This window comes from Pseudomonas migulae, from assembly GCF_043225285.1.
GTDB lineage: Bacteria > Pseudomonadota > Gammaproteobacteria > Pseudomonadales > Pseudomonadaceae > Aquipseudomonas > Aquipseudomonas migulae_C.
This window is the reverse complement of record NZ_CP171224.1, coordinates 2558882-2581780: the sequence shown is the minus strand read 5'-3', so window position 1 is coordinate 2581780 and position 22899 is coordinate 2558882. Positions and strand designations below refer to the sequence as shown.

The window sequence follows — 22899 nt, the reverse complement described above, 5'->3', positions numbered from 1 at the left end:
ATGCGTGAATTGATTCGTTTGATTTCGAGCGCCGGTACTGGTCACTTCTACACTACCGACAAGAACAAGCGCACTACTCCGGACAAAATCGAGATCAAGAAATTTGATCCGGTTGTTCGCAAGCACGTGATCTACAAAGAAGGCAAAATCAAGTAATTGATTTTTCCCTCTTACGAAAAAGGCCCGTATCGCGAGATACGGGCCTTTTTTTTGGCGATGCCTTTGGGTCAGCCGCAGTAGATTCTAATAATCTTATAGCCTTCAGTTACAATCCGCAGGCGGTTGGGCTCAAACTCCTGATTAAGCAAATTGACCACGACCTTCGCCGCACGCGCCTCCACGCGCGCCTGCTCCTTGATTGCCCGTGTCAGATATTGGCCGATGAAGTCCGCTGTCCACTGCGCATTGCATTGCTGCGATGATTCGTCGCCATGCGCCGTCGTCAGGGTGGCTGCAAGGGTGAGGCCTGTCAGCAGGCCACGGGGGAAAAACTTTTTCATGTTAATTCGCTTCCTTGTGAATGAAGGGGTCGAGGGTCTCTTTCGAGGCTCGGACCAGCATCCGCCATGGCCAGCGACTGCGTGCGGTAACTATGTATGTCGTTCGGCTTTAAAAGGCCGTTCCACGAAAAAGGCCCGAATCGCGAGAGACGGGCCTTTTTTATCGTTTGAGGAATCGCGTCAGGCCTTCTGTTCGAACGCCACATAAATCTTGCGGCACGGCTCCAGCACTTCCCAAGTGCCTCTGAAACCGGCCGGTATAACGAAGCGATCGCCTGCACGCACGGTTTTGCTGTTGCCGTCGTTGTCGCGCAGTACGGAAACACCCTGAACGATTTCGCAGTACTCATGCTCGGTGAAGTTCACATGCCACTGACCGACTGCGCCTTCCCAAACCCCGGCATTCAACTGACCGCAAGGACTGTTGTAGTGGTTGTAAACCACTTGCTCGGGGTCTCCCTTGAGGATTTTGGCCTGATCCGGCCTGTAGCGTTCGGGCTCGGTAGTGGCGTGGCTGAAGTCGACGACGTTCTGGATGCTCATTGTTGTTATCCCCCGTGATTGCGGCGCGAGTGGCTTGAAAGGTGTTGGAAAGCCCAAAGTCTATGTTTATTAAAATGAACACCGCAAGGCCGTTTGCCGACCTTATGTCAAATATATTGAAACAACCCCGGCCACTGGTTTAGGGTGGCGGTTGCCTTCGGCCGAATTGCAGGCTGGCCGGGCAGAATTCCTGGGGACGTCCGCGAAGAACGCGGGGCGCTCGTATTCAATAAGAGGAGGACACTCGAATGACCACCCTGACTCGTGCCGATTGGGAACAACGGGCTCGCGATCTGAAGATCGAAGGCCGCGCCTACATCAACGGCGAATACACCGATGCCGTCTCCAGTGAGACCTTCGAGTGCATCAGCCCGGTCGATGGCCGTCTGCTGGGCAAGATTGCCAGCTGTGACGCCGCCGACGCACAACGTGCCGTTGAAAACGCTCGCGCCACGTTCAATTCCGGCGTGTGGTCGCGCCTGGCGCCGACCAAACGCAAAGCCACCATGATCCGTTTCGCCGGCCTGTTGAAACAGCACGCCGAAGAGCTGGCCCTGCTTGAAACCCTGGACATGGGCAAGCCGATCAGCGACTCCCTGTACATCGACGTTCCCGGCGCGGCGCAAGCCCTGAGCTGGAGCGGTGAAGCCATCGACAAGATCTACGACGAAGTCGCTGCGACCCCGCACGATCAGTTGGGTCTGGTCACTCGCGAACCGGTCGGCGTTGTCGGCGCGATCGTGCCGTGGAACTTCCCGTTGATGATGGCCTGCTGGAAACTAGGCCCGGCGCTGTCCACCGGTAACTCGGTGATCCTCAAGCCGTCCGAAAAATCGCCACTGACCGCCATCCGCATCGCTGCGCTGGCCGTTGAAGCCGGCATCCCGAAAGGCGTGCTGAACGTGCTGCCGGGTTACGGTCACACCGTCGGCAAGGCCCTGGCCCTGCATAACGATGTCGACACCCTGGTGTTCACCGGTTCGACCAAGATCGCCAAGCAACTGCTGATCTACTCGGGCGAATCGAACATGAAGCGCGTGTGGCTCGAAGCCGGCGGCAAAAGCCCGAACATCGTGTTTGCCGATGCGCCGAACCTGCAGGAAGCCGCCGAAGCGGCAGCGGGCGCCATCGCCTTCAACCAGGGCGAAGTCTGCACCGCCGGTTCGCGTCTGCTGGTCGAGCGTTCGATCAAGGACCAATTCCTGCCGCTGGTAATCGAGGCCCTGAAAAGCTGGAAGCCGGGCAACCCGCTGGACCCGGCGACCAACGTCGGCGCGCTGGTGGACACCCAGCAGATGAACACCGTGCTGTCCTACATCGAGTCCGGCCACAGCGACGGCGCCAAGCTTGTTGCTGGAGGAAAGCGCACGTTGCAGGAAACCGGCGGCACTTACGTTGAACCGACGATTTTCGACGGCGTCAGCAACGCGATGAAAATCGCCCAGGAAGAAATCTTTGGCCCGGTACTGTCGGTCATCGCGTTCGATACCGCCGAAGAAGCCATCGCGATTGCCAACGACACGCCGTACGGCCTCGCAGCTGCAGTGTGGACCAAGGACATCTCGAAGGCACACCTGACCGCCCGCGCACTGCGCGCCGGTAGCGTGTGGGTCAACCAATACGACGGCGGCGACATGACCGCTCCGTTTGGTGGCTTCAAGCAGTCGGGCAACGGTCGTGACAAGTCGCTGCACGCGTTCGACAAGTACACCGAGCTGAAGGCGACCTGGATCAAGTTGTAATTTGATGTGAGCCCCGGTGGTTTCCGGGGCTCAACGCAGATCCCCTGTGGGAGCGAGCCTGCTCGCGATAGCGGTGTAACAGTCGACGAAATGTTGAATGTTGCTACGTCATCGCGAGCAGGCTCGCTCCCACAGTGTTTTGTGTCACACAAAAAATATCCACAGGAGCGTGGAACATGCGTTGGGCGACTTATTTCGCCGTGTTGGCGTCTGTCTTGAGTGTCGGCCTGGCCTTGGGTGTCAGCATGCCGCTGGTGTCCTTTCGCCTGGAGGGTTGGGGTTACGGTTCGTTCGCCATCGGCGTAATGGCTGCGATGCCAGCGATTGGCGTGCTGCTGGGGGCAAAGATTTCCAGTCATCTGGCGGCACGGCTCGGCACGGCCAATCTGATGCGCCTGTGCCTTTGGGCTGGGGCGGTGTCCATCGGTGTGCTGGCGCTGCTGCCGAGTTATCCGGTGTGGCTGGTGTTGCGCCTGATGATCGGGGTGATCCTGACCCTCGTCTTCATCCTCGGTGAAAGCTGGATCAATCAACTGGTGGTCGAGCAGTGGCGCGGCCGGTTGGTGGCGCTGTATGGCAGCAGCTATGCGCTGAGTCAGCTGGCCGGGCCATTGCTGCTGGGCGTTCTGGGCACCGAACACGATTACGGGTTCTGGGTTGGGGTCGGTCTGCTCACGGCCGCGCCGTTCCTGTTGCTTGGCCGCAGCGGTGCGCCGACCAGCGAAGCCTGCAGCGTGACGTTCAGCGATCTGTGGGCCTTTTGCCGAGGCCTGCCGGCGATTGCCTGGGGCGTGGCGCTGTTCGCGGCGTTCGAGGCGATGATCCTGACCTTGCTGCCGGTCTATTGCCTGCGTCAGGGCTTCACCACGGACATCGCCCTGGCGATGGTCAGCACCGTGGTCGTCGGCGATGCCTTGCTGCAATTGCCGATCGGCGCGCTGGCGGATTACCTGTCGCGACGCACGTTGTTTGCGGGGTGCGCGGTGGTGCTGATGTTGTCGAGCCTGGCGATTCCGATGCTGATCGACACCTTGTTGATCTGGCCGTTGTGGGTGTTGTTCGGCGCCAGTGCCGGTGGGCTGTTCACCTTGTCACTGATCCTGATCGGCGAGCGTTATCGTGATGACGCGCTGGTGCGGGCCAATGCGCATATTGCGCAGTTGTGGGGCATTGGTTGCCTGGTCGGGCCTTTGGCGGCGGGCGCTGGCAGCCAGTGGATCAGTGGTCATGCGTTGCCGTTGTTCATGGCGGCGGGGGCGTTCGGGCTAGTGATTTTGCTGTCGCGCCAGGGTGCGTTCGGCACCGTCGCCGAGCCTGCCTAAAAACCAAACTGTAGGAGCGAGCCTGCTCGCGATGGTGCGTCAGCCACACAGGTTTGACTGACACGCCATCGCGAGCAGGCTCGCTCCTACAGGGTTTCTTTGTTGTGGGTTAGAGCATTTTCTCCAGGCCGACCGCTGTGCTCATCCATGCATTGAACCGCCGCCACCAGCTTCCCGGTTCTCGGGTCAACGTGTGCATCTTGCCGTCGTCCTCGGTCACCCAGACGATCCGGTCGCCTTCCAGCTTCACCTGATAACTCAGGGGCGGCGTCATACCTTCCATGGCCGCTTTGCGCACATGCGCGGCAAGTTCGGGGCTGTCCACCAGCACGCCCACCTCGGTGTTCCACAGCACTGAGCGCGGGTCGAAGTTGAAGGAACCGATGAAGGATTTTTGCTGGTCGAAGATCATCGCCTTGCTGTGCAGGCTCGAATCGGAACCGCGAAAGGACTTGCTGTAGAAAATATGCGGCCCGCTGCCGCCGCCTTCGCCGGGTTGGCGGCGCAGTTCATACAGCTTCACGCCATGTTCCAGCAACGCCCGTCGATAGGGCGCGTAACCGCCGTGCACCGCCGGCACGTCGGTGGCCTCCAGTGAGTTGGTCAGCAGGGTGACGGAAACCCCGGCATCCGCGCGGCCGGTGAGGTACACCAGCCCTGGCTGGCCCGGCACAAAGTAGGCCGAGATCATGATCAACTCTTTGCTGACCCCGTTGAGCTGGGGCGCCAACTGCGTGGTCAGCAGCAATTGCGGGTCGGGCTCGCCGTCCGACAAGACCTTGCTCGGTGCGTCCCACAACGCCTGGTTCCAGGCCCAGATCAGTTCCCGGCGCCAGATGTCCATGCGCGGTTGTGTGGTGTAGGTCATCAATTGCTGATACAGCGCGTGATTCTGTTTACGCGTTTCTTCCAGCGATTCTTCCAGGCGCGTTCGGGTGTTCTGCAGGTCCTTTTGCGTCGGTCGGCTCGACAGGAACTCATCGATCGGCTTGCTCAGCGCACTGTTCCAATATTGGTCGAAACTGTGGCCCAGTTGCTCCGCGACCGGCCCGACGCCGAGCATGTCGATGTCGGTGAAATTCAGGTTGGGCTCGGCGTCGAAATACTCGTCCCCCAGGTTGCGACCGCCGACGATAGCGGCGCTGTTGTCCGCCAGCCACAGCTTGTTGTGCATGCGCCGGTGTTGCAGCGACAGGTTGAACAGCCGGCCCATGCTCCGCGTCACGCCGGTGCTGCGGCCCAGGTGCAGCGGGTTGAACAGACGGATCTGGATCTGTGGATGCGCCGCTAGTGTGGCGATGATCCAGTCGAGGCCATCGCTGGTGGTGTCATCGAGCAGGATCCTCACCCGTACGCCACGGTCGGCGGCCTTGAGCAATTCGTCCACCAGCATCCGCGTGCTGATCCCGTCGTGGACGATGTAGTACTGCAAGTCGAGGCTGCTTTGCGCGTTGCGGATCAGCTCGGCACGGGCCATGAAGGCTTCGCTGCTATTGGCCAGCAGTCGAAAACCGGACTTGCCTTCGTGGGGTGCGGCCTGAGCCTGGATTGAGCGACCGAATGCCGAGTCGCTGGCGGGCAGCGCCTGGCTCGGTTCGCGTTGAACATCAAGGCTGGCGCAACCGCCCAGGAGCGAGGCGAGTAGCAGAAGAGCAAGCAGGGGCTGTCTGACTCTCACGTAGGATCGTTCCGATTGGCGGCAGGTGTGAGCATATGGACGCTGGATTCCGGCGAAAGGTCAGTCAGAGAAGCTGTCATTTTCCGCGAGCAGTCTGATCGCCGCGGTGCCCACCTTGCGCACCGCGTCTTCGATCTGCGGTGTTGGCTTGGCAGCGTAGTTCATCCGCAGGCAGTTACGGTACTTGCCCGAGGCGGAAAAGATGCTGCCGACGGCAATCTGTACGCCCTGGTCGTGCAAGGCGCGGTTCAGTTTCAGGGTGTCGAAACCGTCCGGCAGTTCAACCCAGAGCATGAAGCTGCCTTGCGGGCGACTGGCCCGGGTGCCGGCGGGGAAATAGCGGCTGACCCAATCGATCATAATGTCGCGATTGCGCTGGTATTGCGTGCGCATCCGCCGCAAATGCGGTTCGAAGTGGCCGGCCTTGAGGAATTCGGCAATGGCAATCTGTGGTTGTGGCGCCGTGCAACCGGTGCTGATGTATTTCATGTGCAGCACCCGCTCCAGATACCGGCCCGGCGCCACCCAGCCGATGCGCAAACCGGGTGCCAGAGTCTTGGAAAATGAACTGCAAAGCAGGACGCGGCCGTCTTCGTCGAAGGATTTGATTGTGCGTGGTCGCGGGTAGTTGTAGGCCAGTTCGCCATACACATCGTCCTCGATGATCGCCACGTCGAAACGCTGTGCCAGCGTCAACAACGCGCGTTTGCGCGACTCCGGCATGATGTAGCCCAGCGGGTTGTTGCAGTTGGGGGTCAACTGTATGACCTTGATCGGCCATTGTTCCAGGGCCAGTTCCAGCGCATCGAGGCTGATCCCGGTCAGCGGGTCGGTGGGGATTTCCAGGGCCTTCATGTTCAGCCCTTTCAGCGTCTGCATGGCGCCGTGAAAACTCGGCGAATCCACCGCGACGATGTCACCCGGCTCGCAGATCGCGCGAACGCTGGTGGACAGCGCTTCGTGGCAGCCGGTGGTAATCACCAGGTCATTGGCCGTCAGTTGGCAGCCGGAATCCAGCATCAGGCGGGCGATCTGCTCGCGCAGTTCGAGGGTGCCGTGGATGTTGTCGTAATACAGACCGGGCATGTCCTGCCGCCGGCTGATGCGCGCGAGGTTGCGAAGCAGCGGTTTCATGGTCGGCGTGGTGATATCCGGCATGCCGCGCCCTAGTTGCACCACGTCCTTGCGCGGCACCGCGCGGATCAGTTCCAGCACCTGGTCCCACTGTGAGATATCCACCGGGCGTTGCGCCGGACGACCGATCGCCGGCAATTCCGGCAGGTCACGGCTGACCGGAACGAAATAGCCGGACTTGGGTTTCGGCATCGCCAGGCCGCTGTCTTCCAACACCCGATAGGCCTGCTGCACCGTGCTCAGGCTGACCCCGTGTTCGACGCTCAACGCCCGCACCGACGGCAGCCGGTCTCCGGGGCGATAGAAGCCCTGTTCGATCCGCGTGCCGAGCAGCTCGGCGAGGTTGACGTATAGGGTCATGGCGCAGTCTCGGTGTGGGTGATTCGGTTAACCAGTACAGATGAGGCAAAAAACTAGGATTCAGTGACAGAATCGGCAAATCTGTATGGAAGTAATACAGGTTAGTTGAATCTGTAATGCTTTTCGACGTCCGCGCATCATGAAAGCTCTGGCTACCCAAGTAAACAGGAGCAATCAAAATGAACGGCTTGAGCGATGTGCGGCTGACGTTACGCAGTCAGGAACTGGCGGCAGGGCAAAAAAACGGCGCGCGTGAGGCGCTGATGCGCAATGCGCCGTCCGGCCTGAGTCGCTGGGGTCTGTTCTGGCATCGTCTGCACACGCGCAAGGCGTTGCTGGAGCTGACGCCGGAGCAACTGCGGGATATCGGGTTGAGTCGGGAGCAGGCGCGGGAGGAGGGTCTTAAGCCGTTCTGGCGGATCTGAGGTGTGTGGTGTTCATGAAATCCAATCGCGAGCAGGCTCGCTCCTACAGTGGATGTGTGGGCGACATAGATCCCTGTGGGAGCGAGCCTGCTCGCGAAGGCGTCCTTACTGACGACATGAAACTTTCAGACCAACTCCTTGAGCCGATGCCACAACATCCCCAACGCCAGCAGCGGCGAGCGCAAATGCTTCCCGCCAGGGAACGTAATGTGCGGCACCTTGGCAAACAGATCGAACCCGCCACCCTGCTGCCCGTTGATCGCCTCGGCCAACAACTTGCCCGCCAGGTGCGTGGCATTCACCCCGTGACCCGAATAAGCCTGGGCGTAATACACGTTCGGCTGATCCTTGAGTCGACCGATCTGCGGCAGTCGGTTAGCGCCAATGCCGATCATCCCGCCCCACTGATAATCAATCTTCACGCCGGCCAGTTGCGGGAACACCTCCAGCATCTTCGGCCGCATGTACGCGGCGATGTCCTTGGGGTCGCGACCTGAATAATGGCAGGCGCCACCGAACAGCAAGCGACGGTCCGCCGAGAGCCGGTAGTAATCCAGCGCCACCCGCTGATCACACACCGCCATGTTCTGCGGCAGCAGCAGATGCGCCTGTTCTTCACTCAAGGGTTCGGTGGCGATGATGTAGCTGCCGGCTGGCAGCACCTTGCCGCTGAGTTCGGGGTTGAGCTGGTTGAGGTAGGCGTTGCAGCCGAGCACCAGCGTTTTCGCACGCACCGAACCCTGCGCTGTATGGACCTTCACCTCGGGGCCATAATCGATGCGGGTCACCGCCGATTGTTCGAACAGTCTGGCACCCAGTTGCTGTGCCGCCGCCGCTTCGCCCAGTGCCAGGTTCAAGGGATGCAGATGGCCCGAGCCCATGTCGATCAAACCGCCGACGTAGCGATCGGAGCCCACCACGCTGTGCATTTGGTGGGCTTGCAGCAATCGGGTTTCGTAGCGGTAGCCGAGGCTGCGCAATTCTTCGGCGTCTTCGGCGAAACCTTCCAGGTCGCGGGGCTTGTTGGCGAGGTCGCAGTAACCCCACGTCAGGTCGCAAGGGATCTGAAAACGCTCGACGCGCTGTCGGACGATTTCCACCGCTTCCAGGCCCATGAGTTTCATCTGACGCACGCCGTCCGCACCGATGACGTTGGCGAACTGATCGAGCCCGTGCCCGACGCCACGAATCAGCTGCCCACCGTTACGGCCGCTGGCGCCCCAGCCGACTTTATGGGCTTCGAGCAGCACCACGCTGAGGCCGCGTTCCGCCAGTTCAAGCGCGGTGTTCAGCCCGGAAAACCCGCCGCCGACCACGCACACGTCGGCCACCAGTTCACCCATCAGCGCCGGATGATCAGGCTGCGGCAGGCTGCTGGCGGCGTAGTAGGAGGCAGTGTGCTGGGCACGGGCATTCATGCGCGTCATCCTGATTCTTGTGTTTATAAAATTTGACGGAGCATAAGCCGGACCTTCCGACACGGGCAACACTGGTCGGTTGTGGCTGTCTGGATCGGGGCTTTTGCTTCAGAATCGCAGTCTAGTCCGCATTGGGTCACCGCTTTCATGAGCTGCAACAGTCAGAAAATCCGCACGCTGCGTCAGCAGATTCCTTCGTTCGAGTGCGTACCCGGCTGCCATGACTGCTGTGGGCCGGTGACCACGTCGCCGGAAGAAATGTCGCGCCTGCCGCGCAAGACCCGCGCCGAGCAGGATGCGGCGATGGATGAACTCAACTGTGTGCATCTGGGGCCGAATGGCTGCACGGTGTATGACGAGCGTCCGCTGATTTGCCGGTTGTTTGGTACTACCAAGACCTTGCCGTGCCCGAATGGGCGGGGGCCGGTGGAGCTGATTCATCCGCGGGTGGAGAAGCAGATTCATGAGTACATGGCTTCTACCCGGCAAGTCCTCGTCTAGGTCGAAACCGAGTCGCCACAATCGCGAGCAGGCTCACTCCTACAGTTGAAATGCATTCCATGTAGGAGCGAGCCCGCTCGCGATGGGGCCCGAGCAGACACCGCAAAACTTTCAATCCGGAATCGGCAAACTCAAACTCTCCTTCACCTCTTCCATCACGATATAGCTCTTCGATTCCCGCACATGCGGCAGCTTGAGCAGGATGTCGCCCAGCAGCTTGCGATAAGAAGCCATCTCCGAGATCCGCGCCTTCACCAGGTAGTCGAAATCCCCTGATACCAAATGGCATTCCAGCACGTGGGGCAGTTTCAGCACCGCGCGTCGGAACTCTTCGAAAGTATCGCCGGATTTGTAGTCGAGGCTGATCTCGACGAACACCAGCAGACTACCCTTGAGGTGCTGCGGATTCAGCCGGGCGTTGTAGCCCATGATGATCCCTTCACGCTCCAGCCGCCGAACCCGCTCGGTGCAGGGCGTGGTCGAGAGTCCGACCTTTTCCCCCAGCTCCGTGAAGGAGATTCGCCCGTCCGCCTGCAGGATCCGCAGGATGTTGCGGTCGATCTTGTCCAGCTCGCGTTTGGTCTGAGTGTTGGTACGCATAGGGGATGCGCCTCCGTGAAAAGCGTTTTTGCCGAGAATTGTCGCCAAATATAGGCACTTATATAGTGAAATGCACTGGCTAATCTTTTTTAAACTGCCCACATCTACGGTCTGAACTACAAACGTCAGCGGCACGCCGCGATGAGGGAATGAAAATGCGCGTTATGGTCTTGGGTAGCGGCGTCATCGGTACCACCAGTGCTTATTATCTGGCGCGTGCCGGGTTCGAAGTGGTGGTGGTGGACCGTCAGCCGGCTGCGGCCATGGAGACCAGTTTCGCCAACGCCGGGCAGGTATCGCCGGGTTATGCCTCGCCGTGGGCCGCGCCGGGCGTACCGCTCAAAGCCATCAAGTGGCTGTTGCAGCGCCACGCGCCGCTGGCGATCAAGGCCACCGCCGACATCGACCAATACCTGTGGATGGCGCAGATGCTGCGCAACTGCACCGCCAGCCGTTACGCGGTGAACAAGGAGCGCATGGTCCGCCTGTCCGAGTACAGCCGTGACTGCCTCGACGAACTGCGCGCCGAAACCGGCATTGCCTACGAAGGCCGCAGCCTCGGGACTACTCAGTTGTTCCGCACCCAGGCCCAACTCGACGGCGCCGCGAAAGACATCGCCGTGTTGAAAGAGTCCGGCGTGCCGTTCGAACTGCTCGACCGCGCCGGCATTGCCCGGGTTGAACCGGCGCTGGCCAGCGTCACCGACATCCTCGCCGGTGCCCTGCGCCTGCCGAACGACCAGACCGGTGACTGCCAGATCTTCACCACCCGCCTGGCCGAAATGGCCGTGAAACTGGGTGTGGAATTCCGTTACGGCCAGGACATTCAAAAGCTCGACTACGCCGGTGATCGCATCAACGGCGTGTGGATCGACGGCAAGCTGGAAACCGCTGACCGCTACGTTTTGGCGCTCGGCAGCTACTCGCCACAACTGCTCAAGCCGCTGGGCATCAAGGCGCCGGTGTATCCGCTGAAGGGCTACTCCCTGACCGTGCCGATCACCAACCCCGCGATGGCCCCGACGTCGACCATTCTCGACGAGACCTACAAGGTCGCGATCACCCGTTTCGACAACCGCATCCGCGTCGGCGGCATGGCGGAGATCGCCGGTTTTGACCTGTCGCTGAACCCGCGTCGGCGCGAAACCCTGGAGATGATCGTCAACGACCTTTATCCTCAGGGCGGCGATCTGGCCCAGGCGAGTTTCTGGACCGGCCTGCGTCCGACCACCCCGGACGGTACGCCGATCGTTGGCGCGACACCGTTCAGCAACCTGTTCCTGAACACTGGCCACGGCACACTCGGCTGGACCATGGCGTGCGGTTCCGGTCGCTTGCTGGCCGACCTGATGGCGAAGAAAACGCCGCAGATCAGCGCCGAAGGCCTCGATATTTCCCGTTACAGCAAAAAAATTCAGGAGTCCGCAAAACATGTCAATCCAGCGCCAGCTCACCAATGAACGCATGAGCCAGATCGTCAGCCACAACGGCACCGTGTATCTGGCCGGCCAGGTGGGCGACGACATGAGCGCCGGGATTGAACAGCAGACCCGTGAAACCCTCGCCAACATCGAGCGTTTGCTCGATCTGGCCGGCACCGACAAGCACCATTTGCTGTCGGTGACGATTTACCTGAAGGACATCGACGCGCACTTCGAAGGCATGAACGCGGTGTGGGACACGTGGCTGCCAAAAGGCGTCGCCCCGGCCCGCGCGACGGTTGAGTCGAAACTGTGCGAACCGGAAATCCTGGTTGAGCTGTCGGTTGTAGCCGCTCTGCCGTAAGCCTTCGCAAAGATCCCTCTCCCGGTGCTGTTGGCGGTTCGCGCCGTCAGCCAGCGCCGGTTTTTATTCCCATGACTGCCTAGAAGCCTGCCGCCATGCGTCCAGCCCGTGCCCTGATCGACCTCCAAGCCCTGCGCCACAACTACCAACTCGCCCGTGAGCTTGCGCCGGGGGCAAAGGCCCTTGCGGTGATCAAGGCCGATGCCTACGGCCATGGCGCGGTGCGTTGCGCCCAGGCGCTGGAAGCCGAGGCGGACGGTTTTGCTGTGGCGTGCATTGAAGAAGCACTGGAGCTGCGTGCTGCCGGCATTCGTGCCCCGGTGTTGTTGCTGGAAGGTTTCTTCGAAGCCGACGAGCTGGCACTGATCGTCGAGCATGATTTCTGGTGCGTGGTGCATTCGCTGTGGCAGCTGGACGCGATCGAAAAAGCCGCGCTGAGCAAGCCGATCACGGTCTGGCTCAAACTCGATTCGGGCATGCACCGTGTCGGGCTGCATCCCAAGGATTATCAAGGGGCGTATCAACGGCTGCTGGCCAGCGGCAAGGTCGCGAAAGTGGTGCTGATGAGCCACTTCGCCCGCGCCGATGAGCTGCACAGCCAGGCCAGCACCGAGCAGGTGGCGGTGTTTGAAGCGGCGCGCCAGGGCTTGTCCGCGGAAGTCAGCCTGCGCAACTCGCCGGCCGTGCTCGGTTGGCCGCAGATCCCGAGCGACTGGGTGCGCCCGGGCATCATGCTCTATGGCGCCACGCCTTTCGAAGAAACCAACGCCGTGGCCTCGCGCCTGCAACCGGTGATGACCCTGGAATCGAAAGTGATTTGCGTGCGTGAACTGCCGGCCGGCGAGCCGATCGGTTACGGCGCCAAATTCATCACCCAGAAGCCGATGCGCGTAGGCGTTGTGGCCATGGGGTATGCCGATGGTTATCCGCGCCACGCGCCGACCGGCACGCCCGTGTGGGTCGCCGGGCAACGCAGCCAGTTGATCGGCCGGGTGTCGATGGACATGCTCTGCATCGATTTGACCGATGTACCGCAAGCCGGGCTCGGTTCGACCGTCGAGTTGTGGGGCAAAAACGTGCTCGCCAGCACGGTGGCGGAAGCGGCAGACACGATTCCTTACCAGATCTTCTGCAACCTGCGCCGGGTTCCGCTGCTCTATTCCGGGGCTTGACCCGAACCTCGCGGACCGGAAGTCGTTTCGCCGAACAGGATTCAGGCCAAAGTGTTGTAAATACTGAACGCTGTCGCCATGATAACGCTCAATATTCCTACAACCTGAATCCTGGAGGCGCAAGCTTGGACGTCGGTGAACGACTGCAATCCATCCGTAAGCTCAAAGGTCTTTCGCAGCGTGAACTCGCCAAACGCGCGGGCGTCACCAACAGCACCATTTCGATGATCGAGAAGAACAGCGTGAGCCCCTCGATCAGTTCGCTGCGCAAGGTTCTGGGCGGGATTCCCATGTCCATGGTCGAGTTCTTTTCCGAAGAGATCCTGCAGGAAAAACCGACTCAGATCGTCTACAAGGCCAACGAGCTGATCGATATTTCCGATGGCGCAGTGACCATGAAGCTGGTCGGCCGGGCGCACCCGAGCCGCGCGATCGCCTTCCTCAATGAAATCTACCCGCCTGGCGCCGACACCGGTGACGAGATGCTCACCCATGAGGGCGAGGAAACCGGGATTCTGGTGGAAGGGCGACTGGAGTTGGTGGTCGGGCTGGAAACTTTTGTGCTCGAAGCCGGCGATAGCTACTACTTTGAAAGTACCAAGCCGCATCGTTTCCGTAATCCGTTCGACGCGCCGGCGCGACTAATCAGCGCAGCCACGCCAGCGAATTTCTAAGAGAAGAGGCGTCCTGCCAGCACGGCAGCGACACCCGAAGGGTTTTTCCGCGGCGCAACAAGACCCCTTCGACTTTGGGGTTGTTTCAGTGCGGCGGGCTTACCGCTATACTTGCGCCCGCCTGCGAACCGTGGCCGTAGGCGTGACTAGCCACCATTGAGGGTGAACGCGTGAACCTAATTATGAAAATGCTGGCCGTACCAGCAACCGTATTGGCCCTATGGGCTGTCAGCGCTCAAGCTGCGACGAATGAAGACATTGCCAAACGCCTTGAGCCTGTCGGCCAGGTCTGTGTGACGGGCCAGGAGTGCAAGGGCATGGAAGTCGCTGCTGCTACCGGCGGCGGTGGTGCCAAGGCGCCTAAAGACGTGATTGCAAAACATTGCAACGCTTGCCACGGTACCGGCCTGCTGGGCGCACCGAAAATCGGTGACAAGGCTGCCTGGAAAGAGCGCGCCGATCACCAGGGCGGCCTCGACGGCATCCTGGCCAAGGCCATTACCGGTATCAACTCGATGCCGCCTAAAGGCACCTGCGCCGACTGCTCCGATGATGAGCTGAAAGGCGCCATCAAAGAGATGTCCGGTCTGTAACACGCCCGCATCCTTCGCGAAAAGCCGCCTCCGGGCGGCTTTTTTGTGCCTGCCATTTCGGACACGCCGCGTCCCTTGTAGGAGCGAGCCTGCTCGCGAAGAATTTGAAGGCGCCGGAGGGCGTCAGTTTCTACGCATCATCGTTGACGACCATCGCGAGCAGGCTCGCTCCTACAAGGTTCTTTGTCACGCCGGATTACTAACAAGCTGTTCTTTGCAGCAAAGACCCGGCAAGCTCGGTCCAACCCCCATTGACGGAATATAAGGGAGGATCAGATGGTGCAGCTGTGTTCTATCGAACAGGCGGTCGATGAGGTGCTGGCAAGGTTGCCGGCGCATATCCACATGGGCCTGCCCCTCGGCCTCGGCAAACCCAACCACTTCGTCAACGCGCTGTTTCAACGCGTTGTGCAACTGCCCGAACGGCAGCTGACCATTTACACCGCGCTGTGCCTTGGCCGTCCGGCATTGGGCGATGGTTTGCAGAAGCGCTTCCTCGAACCCTTCATCGAACGGGTCTTCGGTGATTATCCGGAGCTGGATTTCCTCGCGGGCCTGCACAAGGACAACCTGCCGCCCAACATCCACGTCCAGCAATTCTTCATGCAGCCCGGCAGCCTTCTCCATAGCGTGTCCGCCCAGCAGGATTACGTCAGCAGCAACTACAGCCATGCCGCGCGGGACATCAACGCCGCCGGTTTGAACCTGGTCGCGCAATTGGTCGCCAGCCATTCCGAGCACCCGGATCGCCTGAGCCTGAGCTGCAACCCGGACATCACCCTCGACCTGTTCCCGATGATCGAGAAACGCCGGGCGGCGGGGGAAACGATCCTGCTGGTCGGCCAGGTGCACAACGATCTGCCGTACATGCCCGGCGACGCCGAAATCGGCATCGATGGGTTCGACCTGCTGATCGATGAGAAAGACAGCACCACACTGTTCTCCACGCCGAACATGCCGGTGGGTTTCCAGGACCATTTCATCGGCCTGCACGCCAGCGCCCTGGTGCGCGATGGCGGTACGTTGCAGATCGGCATCGGCGCCATGGGCGATGCGCTGACGGCCGCGTTGCTGGCGCGTCAGGCGGATAACGCCGGTTACCAGGCACTGCTGGCGGAGGTGAACCTGAGCCAGTGGGCGCCGTTGATTGGCCGCGAAGGCGGTGTCGAGCCCTTCGCCAAGGGGCTTTACGGTTGCAGCGAAATGTTCGTCAACGGCCTGCTGGTACTGGCGGACGCCGGGATCGTGCGGCGCAAGGTCTATCCAGACGTGGCGACCCAGCAACAGGCCAACGACGGCACCCTCGACGAAGCGGCGCAAACCGACGGCATCTCGGTGCACGGCGGCTTCTTCCTCGGGCCCCGCAGTTTCTACGAGCGCCTGAGGGAGTTGCCGCAAGGCAAGCGGCTCGAATTCAACATGACGCGCATCAGCTACATCAACGAGCTTTACGGTCAGGAAGAGCTCAAACGCTTGCAGCGCCTGGATGCGCGCTTCATCAACACCGTGTTCACCATGACGTTGCTGGGCGCCGGCGTGGCTGATCAACTTGAAGACGGCCGGGTGCTCAGCGGTGTCGGTGGGCAGTACAACTTCGTTGCCCAGGGCCATGCGCTGGAAGGTGCACGTTCCATTCTGCTGCTGCGCAGCTGGCGTGAGTCGGGGGGCGAGGTCAGTTCCAACATCGTCTGGGAATACGGCCATTGCACGATCCCGCGGCATCTGCGGGACATCGTGGTCACCGAGTACGGCATCGCCGATTTGCGTGGCAAGACCGATGCGGCAGTGATCGAGGCGCTGTTGAACGTCAGCGATTCACGGTTCCAGTCGGGGTTGATCGAGCAGGCGCAGAATGTCGGTAAATTGCCGAAGGACTTCCGCCTCGATCCGCGGTTTGCCGACAACCTTCCGGAGCGTTTGCAGGGGATTCAGACGCGGCACCCGCAGTTGTTTCCGGAGTATCCGCTGGGGAGTGATTTCACGGCGCAAGAGCGGGATCTGTTGCGGGCGCTGAACTGGCTGAAGAGCAAGTTCAAGCTGACGGAGATTCTGGAGTTGGGCAAGGCTGCACTGGATGCGCCGGAGCCGGCAGCGTTTCCCGAGCATCTGGAGCGCATGCAGCTGGCGAACCCGGAGGGTTTGAAAGAGGATCTGTTCCAGCGGCTGCTGCTCACCGGCCTCAAAGCCACCGCGCAATAACTGCCAACTTGTAGGAGCCGGCTTGCTGGCGATGGCGGTGGGTCAGTCAATATCAATGTTGGCTGATCCACCGCCATCGCCAGCAAGCCGGCTCCTACAGGTGGAGTTGTGTCAGTAAATTATTCGATGAACGTCACAACGCCGCCGGCCAGCGACTTGACGCGAGCCAGCGATTCAACGCGATAACCCTGCGCATCCAGCTCCGCACGTCCACCCTGGAACGACTTCTCGATCACGATCCCCAGGCCGGCAACGGTCGCGCCGGCTTGCTTGATGATCGAGATCAGCGCTTGCGACGCCTTACCGTTGGCCAGGAAGTCATCGATGATCAGCACGCGGTCGCTGCTGGTCAGGTGACGCGGGGAGATCGCCACGGTGCTTTCGGTCTGCTTGGTGAACGAGTAGACGGTCGCCGACAGCAGGTTTTCGGTCAGGGTCAGGGACTGGTGCTTGCGCGCGAAAATCACCGGAACGCCGAGGTTCAAGCCAGTCATGATCGCCGGAGCAATGCCCGAGGCTTCGATGGTGACGATCTTGGTGATGCCCGAGTCCTTGAACAGCGTGGCGAATTCGTCGCCGATCAGCTTCATCAGGGCCGGGTCGATCTGGTGGTTCAAGAAGGCGTCGACCTTCAGGACCTGATCGGAAAGCACGATGCCTTGTTCGCGAATTTTCTGGTGCAGTGCTTCCATGAAGCTTTCCTCTTGTGGCGCCGTGTGCGCCGAAGCGTGTCAAAAGTGTTCGGTTAAAAAGTAGCCAATTCTAGCGCTTTAACATCGCGCGTATATCCGCCAATGCGGTATTGCCGCGAACGGCTTTGACTTCAACCGGCGTGTCGTCGGTGCCTTCCCAGGCCAGATCGTCCGGTGGCAGTTCATCGAGGAAGCGACTGGGGGCGCAGTCGATGATCTCGCCGTATTGCTTGCGCTTGGCTGCGAAGGTGAACGCGAGGGTCTGACGCGCGCGGGTAATCCCGACGTAGGCCAGGCGGCGTTCCTCTTCGATGGTGTCGGCCTCGATGCTGGAGCGGTGCGGGAGGATTTCCTCTTCCATGCCCATGATGAACACGTAGGGGAATTCCAGGCCCTTGGAGGCGTGCAGCGTCATCATCTGCACCCCTTCGGCACCGTCTTCCTCTTCCTGCTGGCGCTCCAGCATGTCGCGCAGGACGAGTTTGCCGATGGCGTCCTCGACGGTCATCTCGCCTTCTTCGTCTTTCTCCAGGGTGTTCTTCAACGCCTCGATCAGGAACCAGACGTTACCCATGCGGTAGTCGGCGGCCTTGTCGCTGGAGCTGTTGGTGCGCAGCCAGTTCTCGTAGTCGATGTCCATGACCATGCTGCGCAGGGCCGAGATCGGGTCTTCGCCGGCGCACTGTTCGCGGACCTTGTCCATGAAGCGCTTGAAGCGCGACAGGCGATCGGTGAAGCGCGTGTCCAGGTGCTCGCCCAGGCCGATTTCGTCGGTGGCGGCGTACATCGAAATCTTGCGTTCGGTGGCGTAGTTGCCGAGCTTCTCAAGCGTGGTCGAACCGATCTCCCGGCGCGGGACGTTGATCACCCGCAGGAAGGCGTTGTCGTCATCCGGGTTCACGATCAGGCGGAAGTAGGCCATCAGGTCTTTTACTTCCTGACGTCCGAAAAAGCTGTTGCCGCCCGACAACCGATACGGAATCTGGTGGTGCTGCAGCTTCAGCTCGATCAGCTTGGCCTGATAGTTACCGCGATACAGGATCGCGAAATCGCTGTACGGCCGATCAGTGCGCAAGTGCAGGGTCAGCAGTTCGACGGCCACGCGCTCGGCTTCGGCGTCTTCGTTGCGGCAGCGGATCACGCGGATCTCGTCGCCGTGACCCATCTCGCTCCACAGCTGCTTTTCGAACTCGTGCGGGTTGTTCGAGATCAGCACGTTGGCGCAACGCAGGATGCGGCTGGTGGAGCGATAGTTCTGCTCCAGCATCACCACTTTCAAGGACGGATAGTCTTCCTTGAGCAGCATCAGGTTTTCCGGGCGGGCGCCGCGCCAGGCGTAGATCGACTGGTCGTCGTCGCCCACCACGGTGAACTGGTTGCGCGTGCCGATCAGCAATTTCACCAGCAAATATTGGCTGGCGTTGGTGTCCTGGTATTCGTCCACCAGCAGGTAGCGGACTTTGTTCTGCCACTTTTCGAGGATGTCGTCGTGTTCCTGGAACAGTTTCACCGGCAGCAGGATCAGGTCGTCGAAGTCCACCGCGTTGAACGCCTTGAGCGTGCGCTGGTAGTGGGTGTAGACGATGGCGGCGGTCTGTTCCTTGGGATTGCGCGCGTTTTCCAGGGCTTCGGCGGGCAGGATCAGGTCGTTTTTCCACGAGCCGATCATGTTCTTGATTTCGTCGACGCCGTCGTCGCCCGCGTATTCCTTCTGCATGATGTCGGTCATCAAGGCTTTGACGTCGGTCTCGTCGAAGATCGAGAAGCCCGGTTTATAGCCCAGCCGCACGTGTTCCTTGCGGATGATGTTCAGGCCCAGGTTGTGGAACGTGCACACCGTCAGGCCGCGGCCTTCGCCACCCTTGAGCAGGGTGCCGACCCGTTCCTTCATCTCGCGCGCGGCCTTGTTGGTAAAGGTCATGGCGACGATGTACTGGGCGCGGATGCCACAGTTCTGGATCAGGTGCGCGATCTTGCGGGTGATCACGCTGGTCTTGCCGGAGCCTGCACCGGCGAGCACCAAAAGAGGGCCGCCGACGTAGCTCACGGCTTCTTGCTGCCGGGGATTGAGTCGGGACATACGTAAATTCAGGAGTCAGTACGAAATGGGCCGGCATTTTAACAGGCTCAGCGAATTGTGCTGCTCTCTCCGACTTGTGACGCAATACGCTATCTATATTTGCCGGTTTTGTTACTTTCACGCAGGATGCGAGAGGAATTTGCGGCTAATGTTCGTAATTCCGGATACAAAAGCCTCGTTTGATAACTGATGTCATTGGTCATTAGTTATTGGCACGGCATAATGCCCGTCGCCTACATCTTTGCAGAGTCTAGGGAGCTAGCTTGTCTACGCCTGTCGAACCCTTGCGTTTGCTGCTACTGGCCGAAGAGCCAGCGTGGGCAGCGTTGTTGCGCGAGTGTCTGGCTCCGATGGGGAGCTCGGCCGTGCTCATAAGCGCTCCGAGCTGGGAGTCGGTCAGCACTCTGTTCGAAGACAACCGCAGCGCGGTGTTGTTGACGATCCCGGCCCTTCAGCCGGCGCCCGGCCGTTGCAATTTGCCGACGGTGTTGCTGCTTGAGCACGAACCGCTGTTGCCGCCCGATGGCGTGAGCGACTGGCTGGTGCGTGATCATCTCGATTCCGGCATGTTGCGCCGGTGCCTGCGGCATGTGCGCGAGCGCGGCGTGCTGGAAAACACCCTGCAACGCCTGGCCGAACAAGACCCGCTGACCGGCATCGCCAACCGCCAGGGCTTCCAGACTTTGCTGGCCGCACGGCTGGCGGAAAACGACGGCCGTGGGCTTGCGCTCGGTCACCTTGACCTCGACAACTTCCGCCACGCCAACGACGCCCTTGGCCACCAGGCCGGTGATCGCTTGATCCTGCAAGTGGTTGCGCGGCTGAAAAGCCAGCTCGAAGCCGGCGATCAGCTGGCACGACTGGGCAGCGATGAGTTCGCCTTGCTGATCGACACCCGCCGCGCGCCGCAACGCGCGGAATGGATGGCCGAACGCATCACCGAAGCGCTGGCCGAACCCTATTGGGTCGACGGCGAAAGCCTGTTGATCGGTTCGAGCCTGGGCATTGCCCACGCCCGGGCCCAGGCCGGTGCCGATCCGCTGATGTGGCACGCGCACATCGCCATGCAGCAAGCCAAGAGCACCCAGGGCTGCACTTTTCACATCTTCAACGAACGCATCAACCGCAATGCCCGCAGCATGGCCGACCTCGAAAGCGAGCTGCGCCGGGCCTTGCGCCGCGATGAGCTGGAACTGCATTACCAGCCACGCCTGAATCTCGAAGACGGCCAGATCGTCGGCCTCGAAGCCCTGGTGCGCTGGCGTCATGCCGAGCGCGGGTTGCTGCCGCCGAGCGAGTTCGTGCCACTGGCCGAGCAAAGCGGCTTGATCGTGCCGCTCGGTTACTGGGTGATTTCCCGCGCGTTGCGCGACATGCAGGCGTTGCGCGAGCTCGGTCTACCGGCGCTGCACATGGCGATCAACCTGTCGTTCCGGCAGTTTCAGGACAGTCAGTTACTCTCGACCCTGAGCCGCTTGATTGCCGAACGTGGTGTCGAGGCGCAGTGGCTGGAATTCGAACTGACCGAAACCGCGGTCATGCGCCGCAGCGATCTGGTCAAGCAGACCATGGATGCCCTCGGGCGCCTGGGCGTGCGCTTCTCCCTCGATGACTTCGGCACCGGGTTCTCCTCCTTCGTGCACCTCAACAGCCTGCCGATCGCCTTGTTGAAGGTCGACAAGAGTTTCGTCGGCGGCATGGAAGGGCGCGAAGAGAACCGAAAACTGGTGCACGCGATGATCAACCTCGCACACAACCTCAACCTCGAAGTGGTTGCCGAAGGGGTGGAAACCGTGGAACAGCTGGATTTGTTGCGCGGGTTTGGTTGCGATCAGGTGCAGGGCTATCTGATCAGCAAGCCGTTGCCGCTGACGGAGCTGGTGGAGTATTTGAGTTTTGGCAGCAGTCAGCAGCCGATGCTGGAAATCGTGAGCTGACACACTCACTGTAGGAGCGAGCCTGCTCGCGATGGTGTGTCAGCCGACACTTTCTTAGCTGACACACCATCGCGAGCAGGCTCGCTCCTACAGGGATCTCAGTCTGGCTGGGCGACTTCGAAACGCTGCTGCGACGGCTCCCGCCGAATCATCCGCTTCATCTTCCACTCGAACGCCAGCGTCAGGCTCACCGCCGCGCAGGCCAGGCCCAACGCCAACCCCCACCAGACGCCCGTCGGCCCCCAGTTCAAATGGAAGGCCATCCACCACGCGGCCGGCGCGCCGATCAGCCAATAGCAACCCAGGCCGACCAGAAAGGTGGTCTTGGCGTCCTTGAGCCCGCGAATGCAGCCCATGGCGATGGTTTGCGTGCCGTCGAACAGCTCGAACCATGCCGCCACCGCCAGCAGGCTCACCGCCAGGTTGATGACGTCGCGGAACGCCGGGTCGTTGTGGTCGAGAAACAAACCGATCAACTGATTCGGCAACAGCCAGAACACCATCGCAAAACCGAGCATCGACGCCGCGCCGAAAGCGATCCCGACCCGCCCGGCCAATCGTGCGTCCAGCAATTGCCCGGCGCCATAGTGCTGGCCGATGCGCATGGTGATCGCGTAGGAAAGCCCCGCCGGAATCATGAACGCCACCGAGACGATCTGCAGCGCGATCTGGTGCGCGCCCAGTTGCGTACTGCCCATGGTGCCCATGCACAGTGCCGCGAACGCGAACAATCCGACCTCCACCGCATAGGTGCCACCAATCGGCAGGCCCAGGCGCCACAGCTCTTTCAGGTACTGCCGGTTCGGCCGCGACAAACCCTGGCGCAACGGATAGGCGTCGTACGCCGGGTGCCGCCGAATGTGCAGCGCCAGTGCCACGGCCATCAGGTTGGCGACAATCGCCGTGACCAGACCGATGCCCACCAGGCCCATTTTCGGCAGGCCGAACATCCCGGTGATCAACGCGTAATTGAGCACGAAGTTGGCCACTGTGCCGCCGAGGCTGATCACCATCACCGGAGTCGCCCGGCCAATCGCGCTGGTGAAGCCGCGCAGGGCCATGAAGCTGAGGTAGCCGGGCAGGGCGAACGGCAGGATCAACAGGAACTGCCCGGCCGACTGGACGTTGGTTTCGGTCTGGCCGAACAGCAGCAATACCGGTTTGAGGTTCCACAGCAGCAACCCGGCCACCAGTGCCATCAACCACGCCAGCCACAACCCGGCCTGGGTCAGCCGCGCCGCGCCGACGATATCGCCCGCGCCCTGACGGATCGCCACCAGCGTGCCGACCGCCGCAATAACGCCAATGCAAAAGATCGATACAAACGAATAGGTCGCTGCGCCGAGCCCGCCGCCGGCCAGGGCTTCAGGACTCAGGCGCGCCATCATCAGGGTGTCGGTGAGGACCATCAGCATGTGCGCCAACTGCGAGGCAATCAACGGCCCCGCCAGCCGCAGGATGGCCCAGAGTTCAATACGCGCAGGATGCTGCATGGTCATCACGCTCGATTATCAAAGAGAACAGGAAAGCGTCGATTCTCGGCG

At 61.0% G+C, this 22899-nt stretch carries 21 protein-coding genes; 12 read left to right on the top strand and 9 right to left on the bottom strand.

Going from position 1 to position 22899, the window contains the following annotated elements; all coding sequences use genetic code 11:
* Positions 1–156, top strand: coding sequence for a 50S ribosomal protein L33 (gene rpmG / locus ACF6ZU_RS11975; RefSeq protein ID WP_007894709.1), 156 nt, complete (start codon positions 1–3; stop codon positions 154–156).
* Between the two features lie 71 nt (positions 157–227).
* On the opposite strand, the gene ACF6ZU_RS11970 is transcribed toward rpmG, so the two are convergent.
* Positions 228–500 (bottom strand): peptidase inhibitor, encoded by a 273-nt coding sequence (locus ACF6ZU_RS11970; protein WP_392892638.1) that lies wholly within the window; start codon positions 498–500, stop codon positions 228–230.
* Positions 501–680: 180 nt separating this feature from the next.
* Complete coding sequence (locus ACF6ZU_RS11965) at positions 681–1043, bottom strand: cupin domain-containing protein (RefSeq protein ID WP_392892636.1); 363 nt, start codon at positions 1041–1043, stop codon at positions 681–683.
* Positions 1044–1291: 248 nt separating this feature from the next.
* Here ACF6ZU_RS11965 and ACF6ZU_RS11960 point away from each other — a divergent pair, with 248 nt between their 5' ends.
* Both ACF6ZU_RS11960 and ACF6ZU_RS11955 read left to right on the top strand, forming a co-directional pair.
* A complete protein-coding gene (locus ACF6ZU_RS11960) occupies positions 1292–2785 on the top strand; it encodes an aldehyde dehydrogenase (RefSeq protein WP_392892634.1) in 1494 nt (497 codons plus the stop codon).
* Between the two features lie 176 nt (positions 2786–2961).
* Complete coding sequence (locus tag ACF6ZU_RS11955; RefSeq protein WP_392892632.1) at positions 2962–4107, top strand: MFS transporter; 1146 nt, start codon at positions 2962–2964, stop codon at positions 4105–4107.
* A 109-nt stretch (positions 4108–4216) separates the two neighbouring features.
* Here the strand turns inward: ACF6ZU_RS11955 and ACF6ZU_RS11950 are convergent, their stop codons facing one another.
* Entirely contained in the window at positions 4217–5785 is a 1569-nt protein-coding gene (locus ACF6ZU_RS11950; RefSeq protein ID WP_392892630.1) for a phospholipase D family protein, read from the bottom strand.
* Between the two features lie 60 nt (positions 5786–5845).
* Positions 5846–7279, bottom strand: a complete 1434-nt coding sequence (locus tag ACF6ZU_RS11945) for a PLP-dependent aminotransferase family protein (RefSeq protein WP_392892628.1) — start codon at positions 7277–7279, stop codon at positions 5846–5848.
* A gap of 179 nt (positions 7280–7458) precedes the next feature.
* Between ACF6ZU_RS11945 and ACF6ZU_RS11940 the strand changes: the two genes are divergently transcribed.
* A complete protein-coding gene (locus ACF6ZU_RS11940) occupies positions 7459–7704 on the top strand; it encodes a DUF1127 domain-containing protein (protein ID WP_392892626.1) in 246 nt (81 codons plus the stop codon).
* A gap of 125 nt (positions 7705–7829) precedes the next feature.
* On the opposite strand, the gene ACF6ZU_RS11935 is transcribed toward ACF6ZU_RS11940, so the two are convergent.
* Positions 7830–9122 carry an NAD(P)/FAD-dependent oxidoreductase gene (locus ACF6ZU_RS11935; RefSeq protein WP_392892624.1) on the bottom strand — a complete coding sequence of 431 codons (1293 nt, stop codon included), beginning with the start codon at positions 9120–9122 and terminating at the stop codon, positions 7830–7832.
* A 147-nt stretch (positions 9123–9269) separates the two neighbouring features.
* Here ACF6ZU_RS11935 and ACF6ZU_RS11930 point away from each other — a divergent pair, with 147 nt between their 5' ends.
* A complete protein-coding gene (locus tag ACF6ZU_RS11930; protein ID WP_007947437.1) occupies positions 9270–9623 on the top strand; it encodes a YkgJ family cysteine cluster protein in 354 nt (117 codons plus the stop codon).
* A gap of 111 nt (positions 9624–9734) precedes the next feature.
* Here ACF6ZU_RS11930 and ACF6ZU_RS11925 read toward each other — a convergent pair whose 3' ends face one another.
* Positions 9735–10223: an Lrp/AsnC ligand binding domain-containing protein gene (locus ACF6ZU_RS11925; RefSeq protein ID WP_003177284.1), complete on the bottom strand. Its 489-nt coding sequence runs from the start codon at positions 10221–10223 to the stop codon at positions 9735–9737.
* A 155-nt stretch (positions 10224–10378) separates the two neighbouring features.
* On the opposite strand from ACF6ZU_RS11925, the gene dadA reads away from it, so the two are divergent.
* The 6 genes from dadA (at position 10379) to ACF6ZU_RS11895 (ending at position 16646) form a co-directional block, all read left to right on the top strand.
* Positions 10379–11683 (top strand): D-amino acid dehydrogenase, encoded by a 1305-nt coding sequence (gene dadA, locus ACF6ZU_RS11920; RefSeq protein WP_392892621.1) that lies wholly within the window; start codon positions 10379–10381, stop codon positions 11681–11683.
* Complete coding sequence (locus tag ACF6ZU_RS11915) at positions 11655–12008, top strand: RidA family protein (protein WP_392892619.1); 354 nt, start codon at positions 11655–11657, stop codon at positions 12006–12008. Before dadA ends, ACF6ZU_RS11915 begins: the two co-directional genes overlap by 29 nt.
* A gap of 95 nt (positions 12009–12103) precedes the next feature.
* Complete coding sequence (gene alr / locus ACF6ZU_RS11910; RefSeq protein WP_392892617.1) at positions 12104–13180, top strand: alanine racemase; 1077 nt, start codon at positions 12104–12106, stop codon at positions 13178–13180.
* A 125-nt stretch (positions 13181–13305) separates the two neighbouring features.
* Positions 13306–13854: a cupin domain-containing protein gene (locus ACF6ZU_RS11905; RefSeq protein ID WP_007947433.1), complete on the top strand. Its 549-nt coding sequence runs from the start codon at positions 13306–13308 to the stop codon at positions 13852–13854.
* A 182-nt stretch (positions 13855–14036) separates the two neighbouring features.
* Positions 14037–14447: a c-type cytochrome gene (locus ACF6ZU_RS11900; protein ID WP_392893785.1), complete on the top strand. Its 411-nt coding sequence runs from the start codon at positions 14037–14039 to the stop codon at positions 14445–14447.
* Between the two features lie 276 nt (positions 14448–14723).
* Positions 14724–16646, top strand: a complete 1923-nt coding sequence (locus ACF6ZU_RS11895) for an acetyl-CoA hydrolase/transferase C-terminal domain-containing protein (protein ID WP_392892614.1) — start codon at positions 14724–14726, stop codon at positions 16644–16646.
* A gap of 119 nt (positions 16647–16765) precedes the next feature.
* Here ACF6ZU_RS11895 and ACF6ZU_RS11890 read toward each other — a convergent pair whose 3' ends face one another.
* Both ACF6ZU_RS11890 and rep read right to left on the bottom strand, forming a co-directional pair.
* Entirely contained in the window at positions 16766–17338 is a 573-nt protein-coding gene (locus ACF6ZU_RS11890) for a xanthine phosphoribosyltransferase (RefSeq protein ID WP_090326577.1), read from the bottom strand.
* 70 nt (positions 17339–17408) lie between these two features.
* Complete coding sequence (gene rep / locus ACF6ZU_RS11885; RefSeq protein WP_392892612.1) at positions 17409–19418, bottom strand: DNA helicase Rep; 2010 nt, start codon at positions 19416–19418, stop codon at positions 17409–17411.
* A gap of 263 nt (positions 19419–19681) precedes the next feature.
* On the opposite strand from rep, the gene ACF6ZU_RS11880 reads away from it, so the two are divergent.
* A complete protein-coding gene (locus ACF6ZU_RS11880) occupies positions 19682–21355 on the top strand; it encodes a putative bifunctional diguanylate cyclase/phosphodiesterase (RefSeq protein WP_392892610.1) in 1674 nt (557 codons plus the stop codon).
* A gap of 98 nt (positions 21356–21453) precedes the next feature.
* Here ACF6ZU_RS11880 and ACF6ZU_RS11875 read toward each other — a convergent pair whose 3' ends face one another.
* Positions 21454–22848, bottom strand: coding sequence for a NorM family multidrug efflux MATE transporter (locus tag ACF6ZU_RS11875; protein ID WP_392892608.1), 1395 nt, complete (start codon positions 22846–22848; stop codon positions 21454–21456).
* Positions 22849–22899 lie beyond the last annotated feature (51 nt).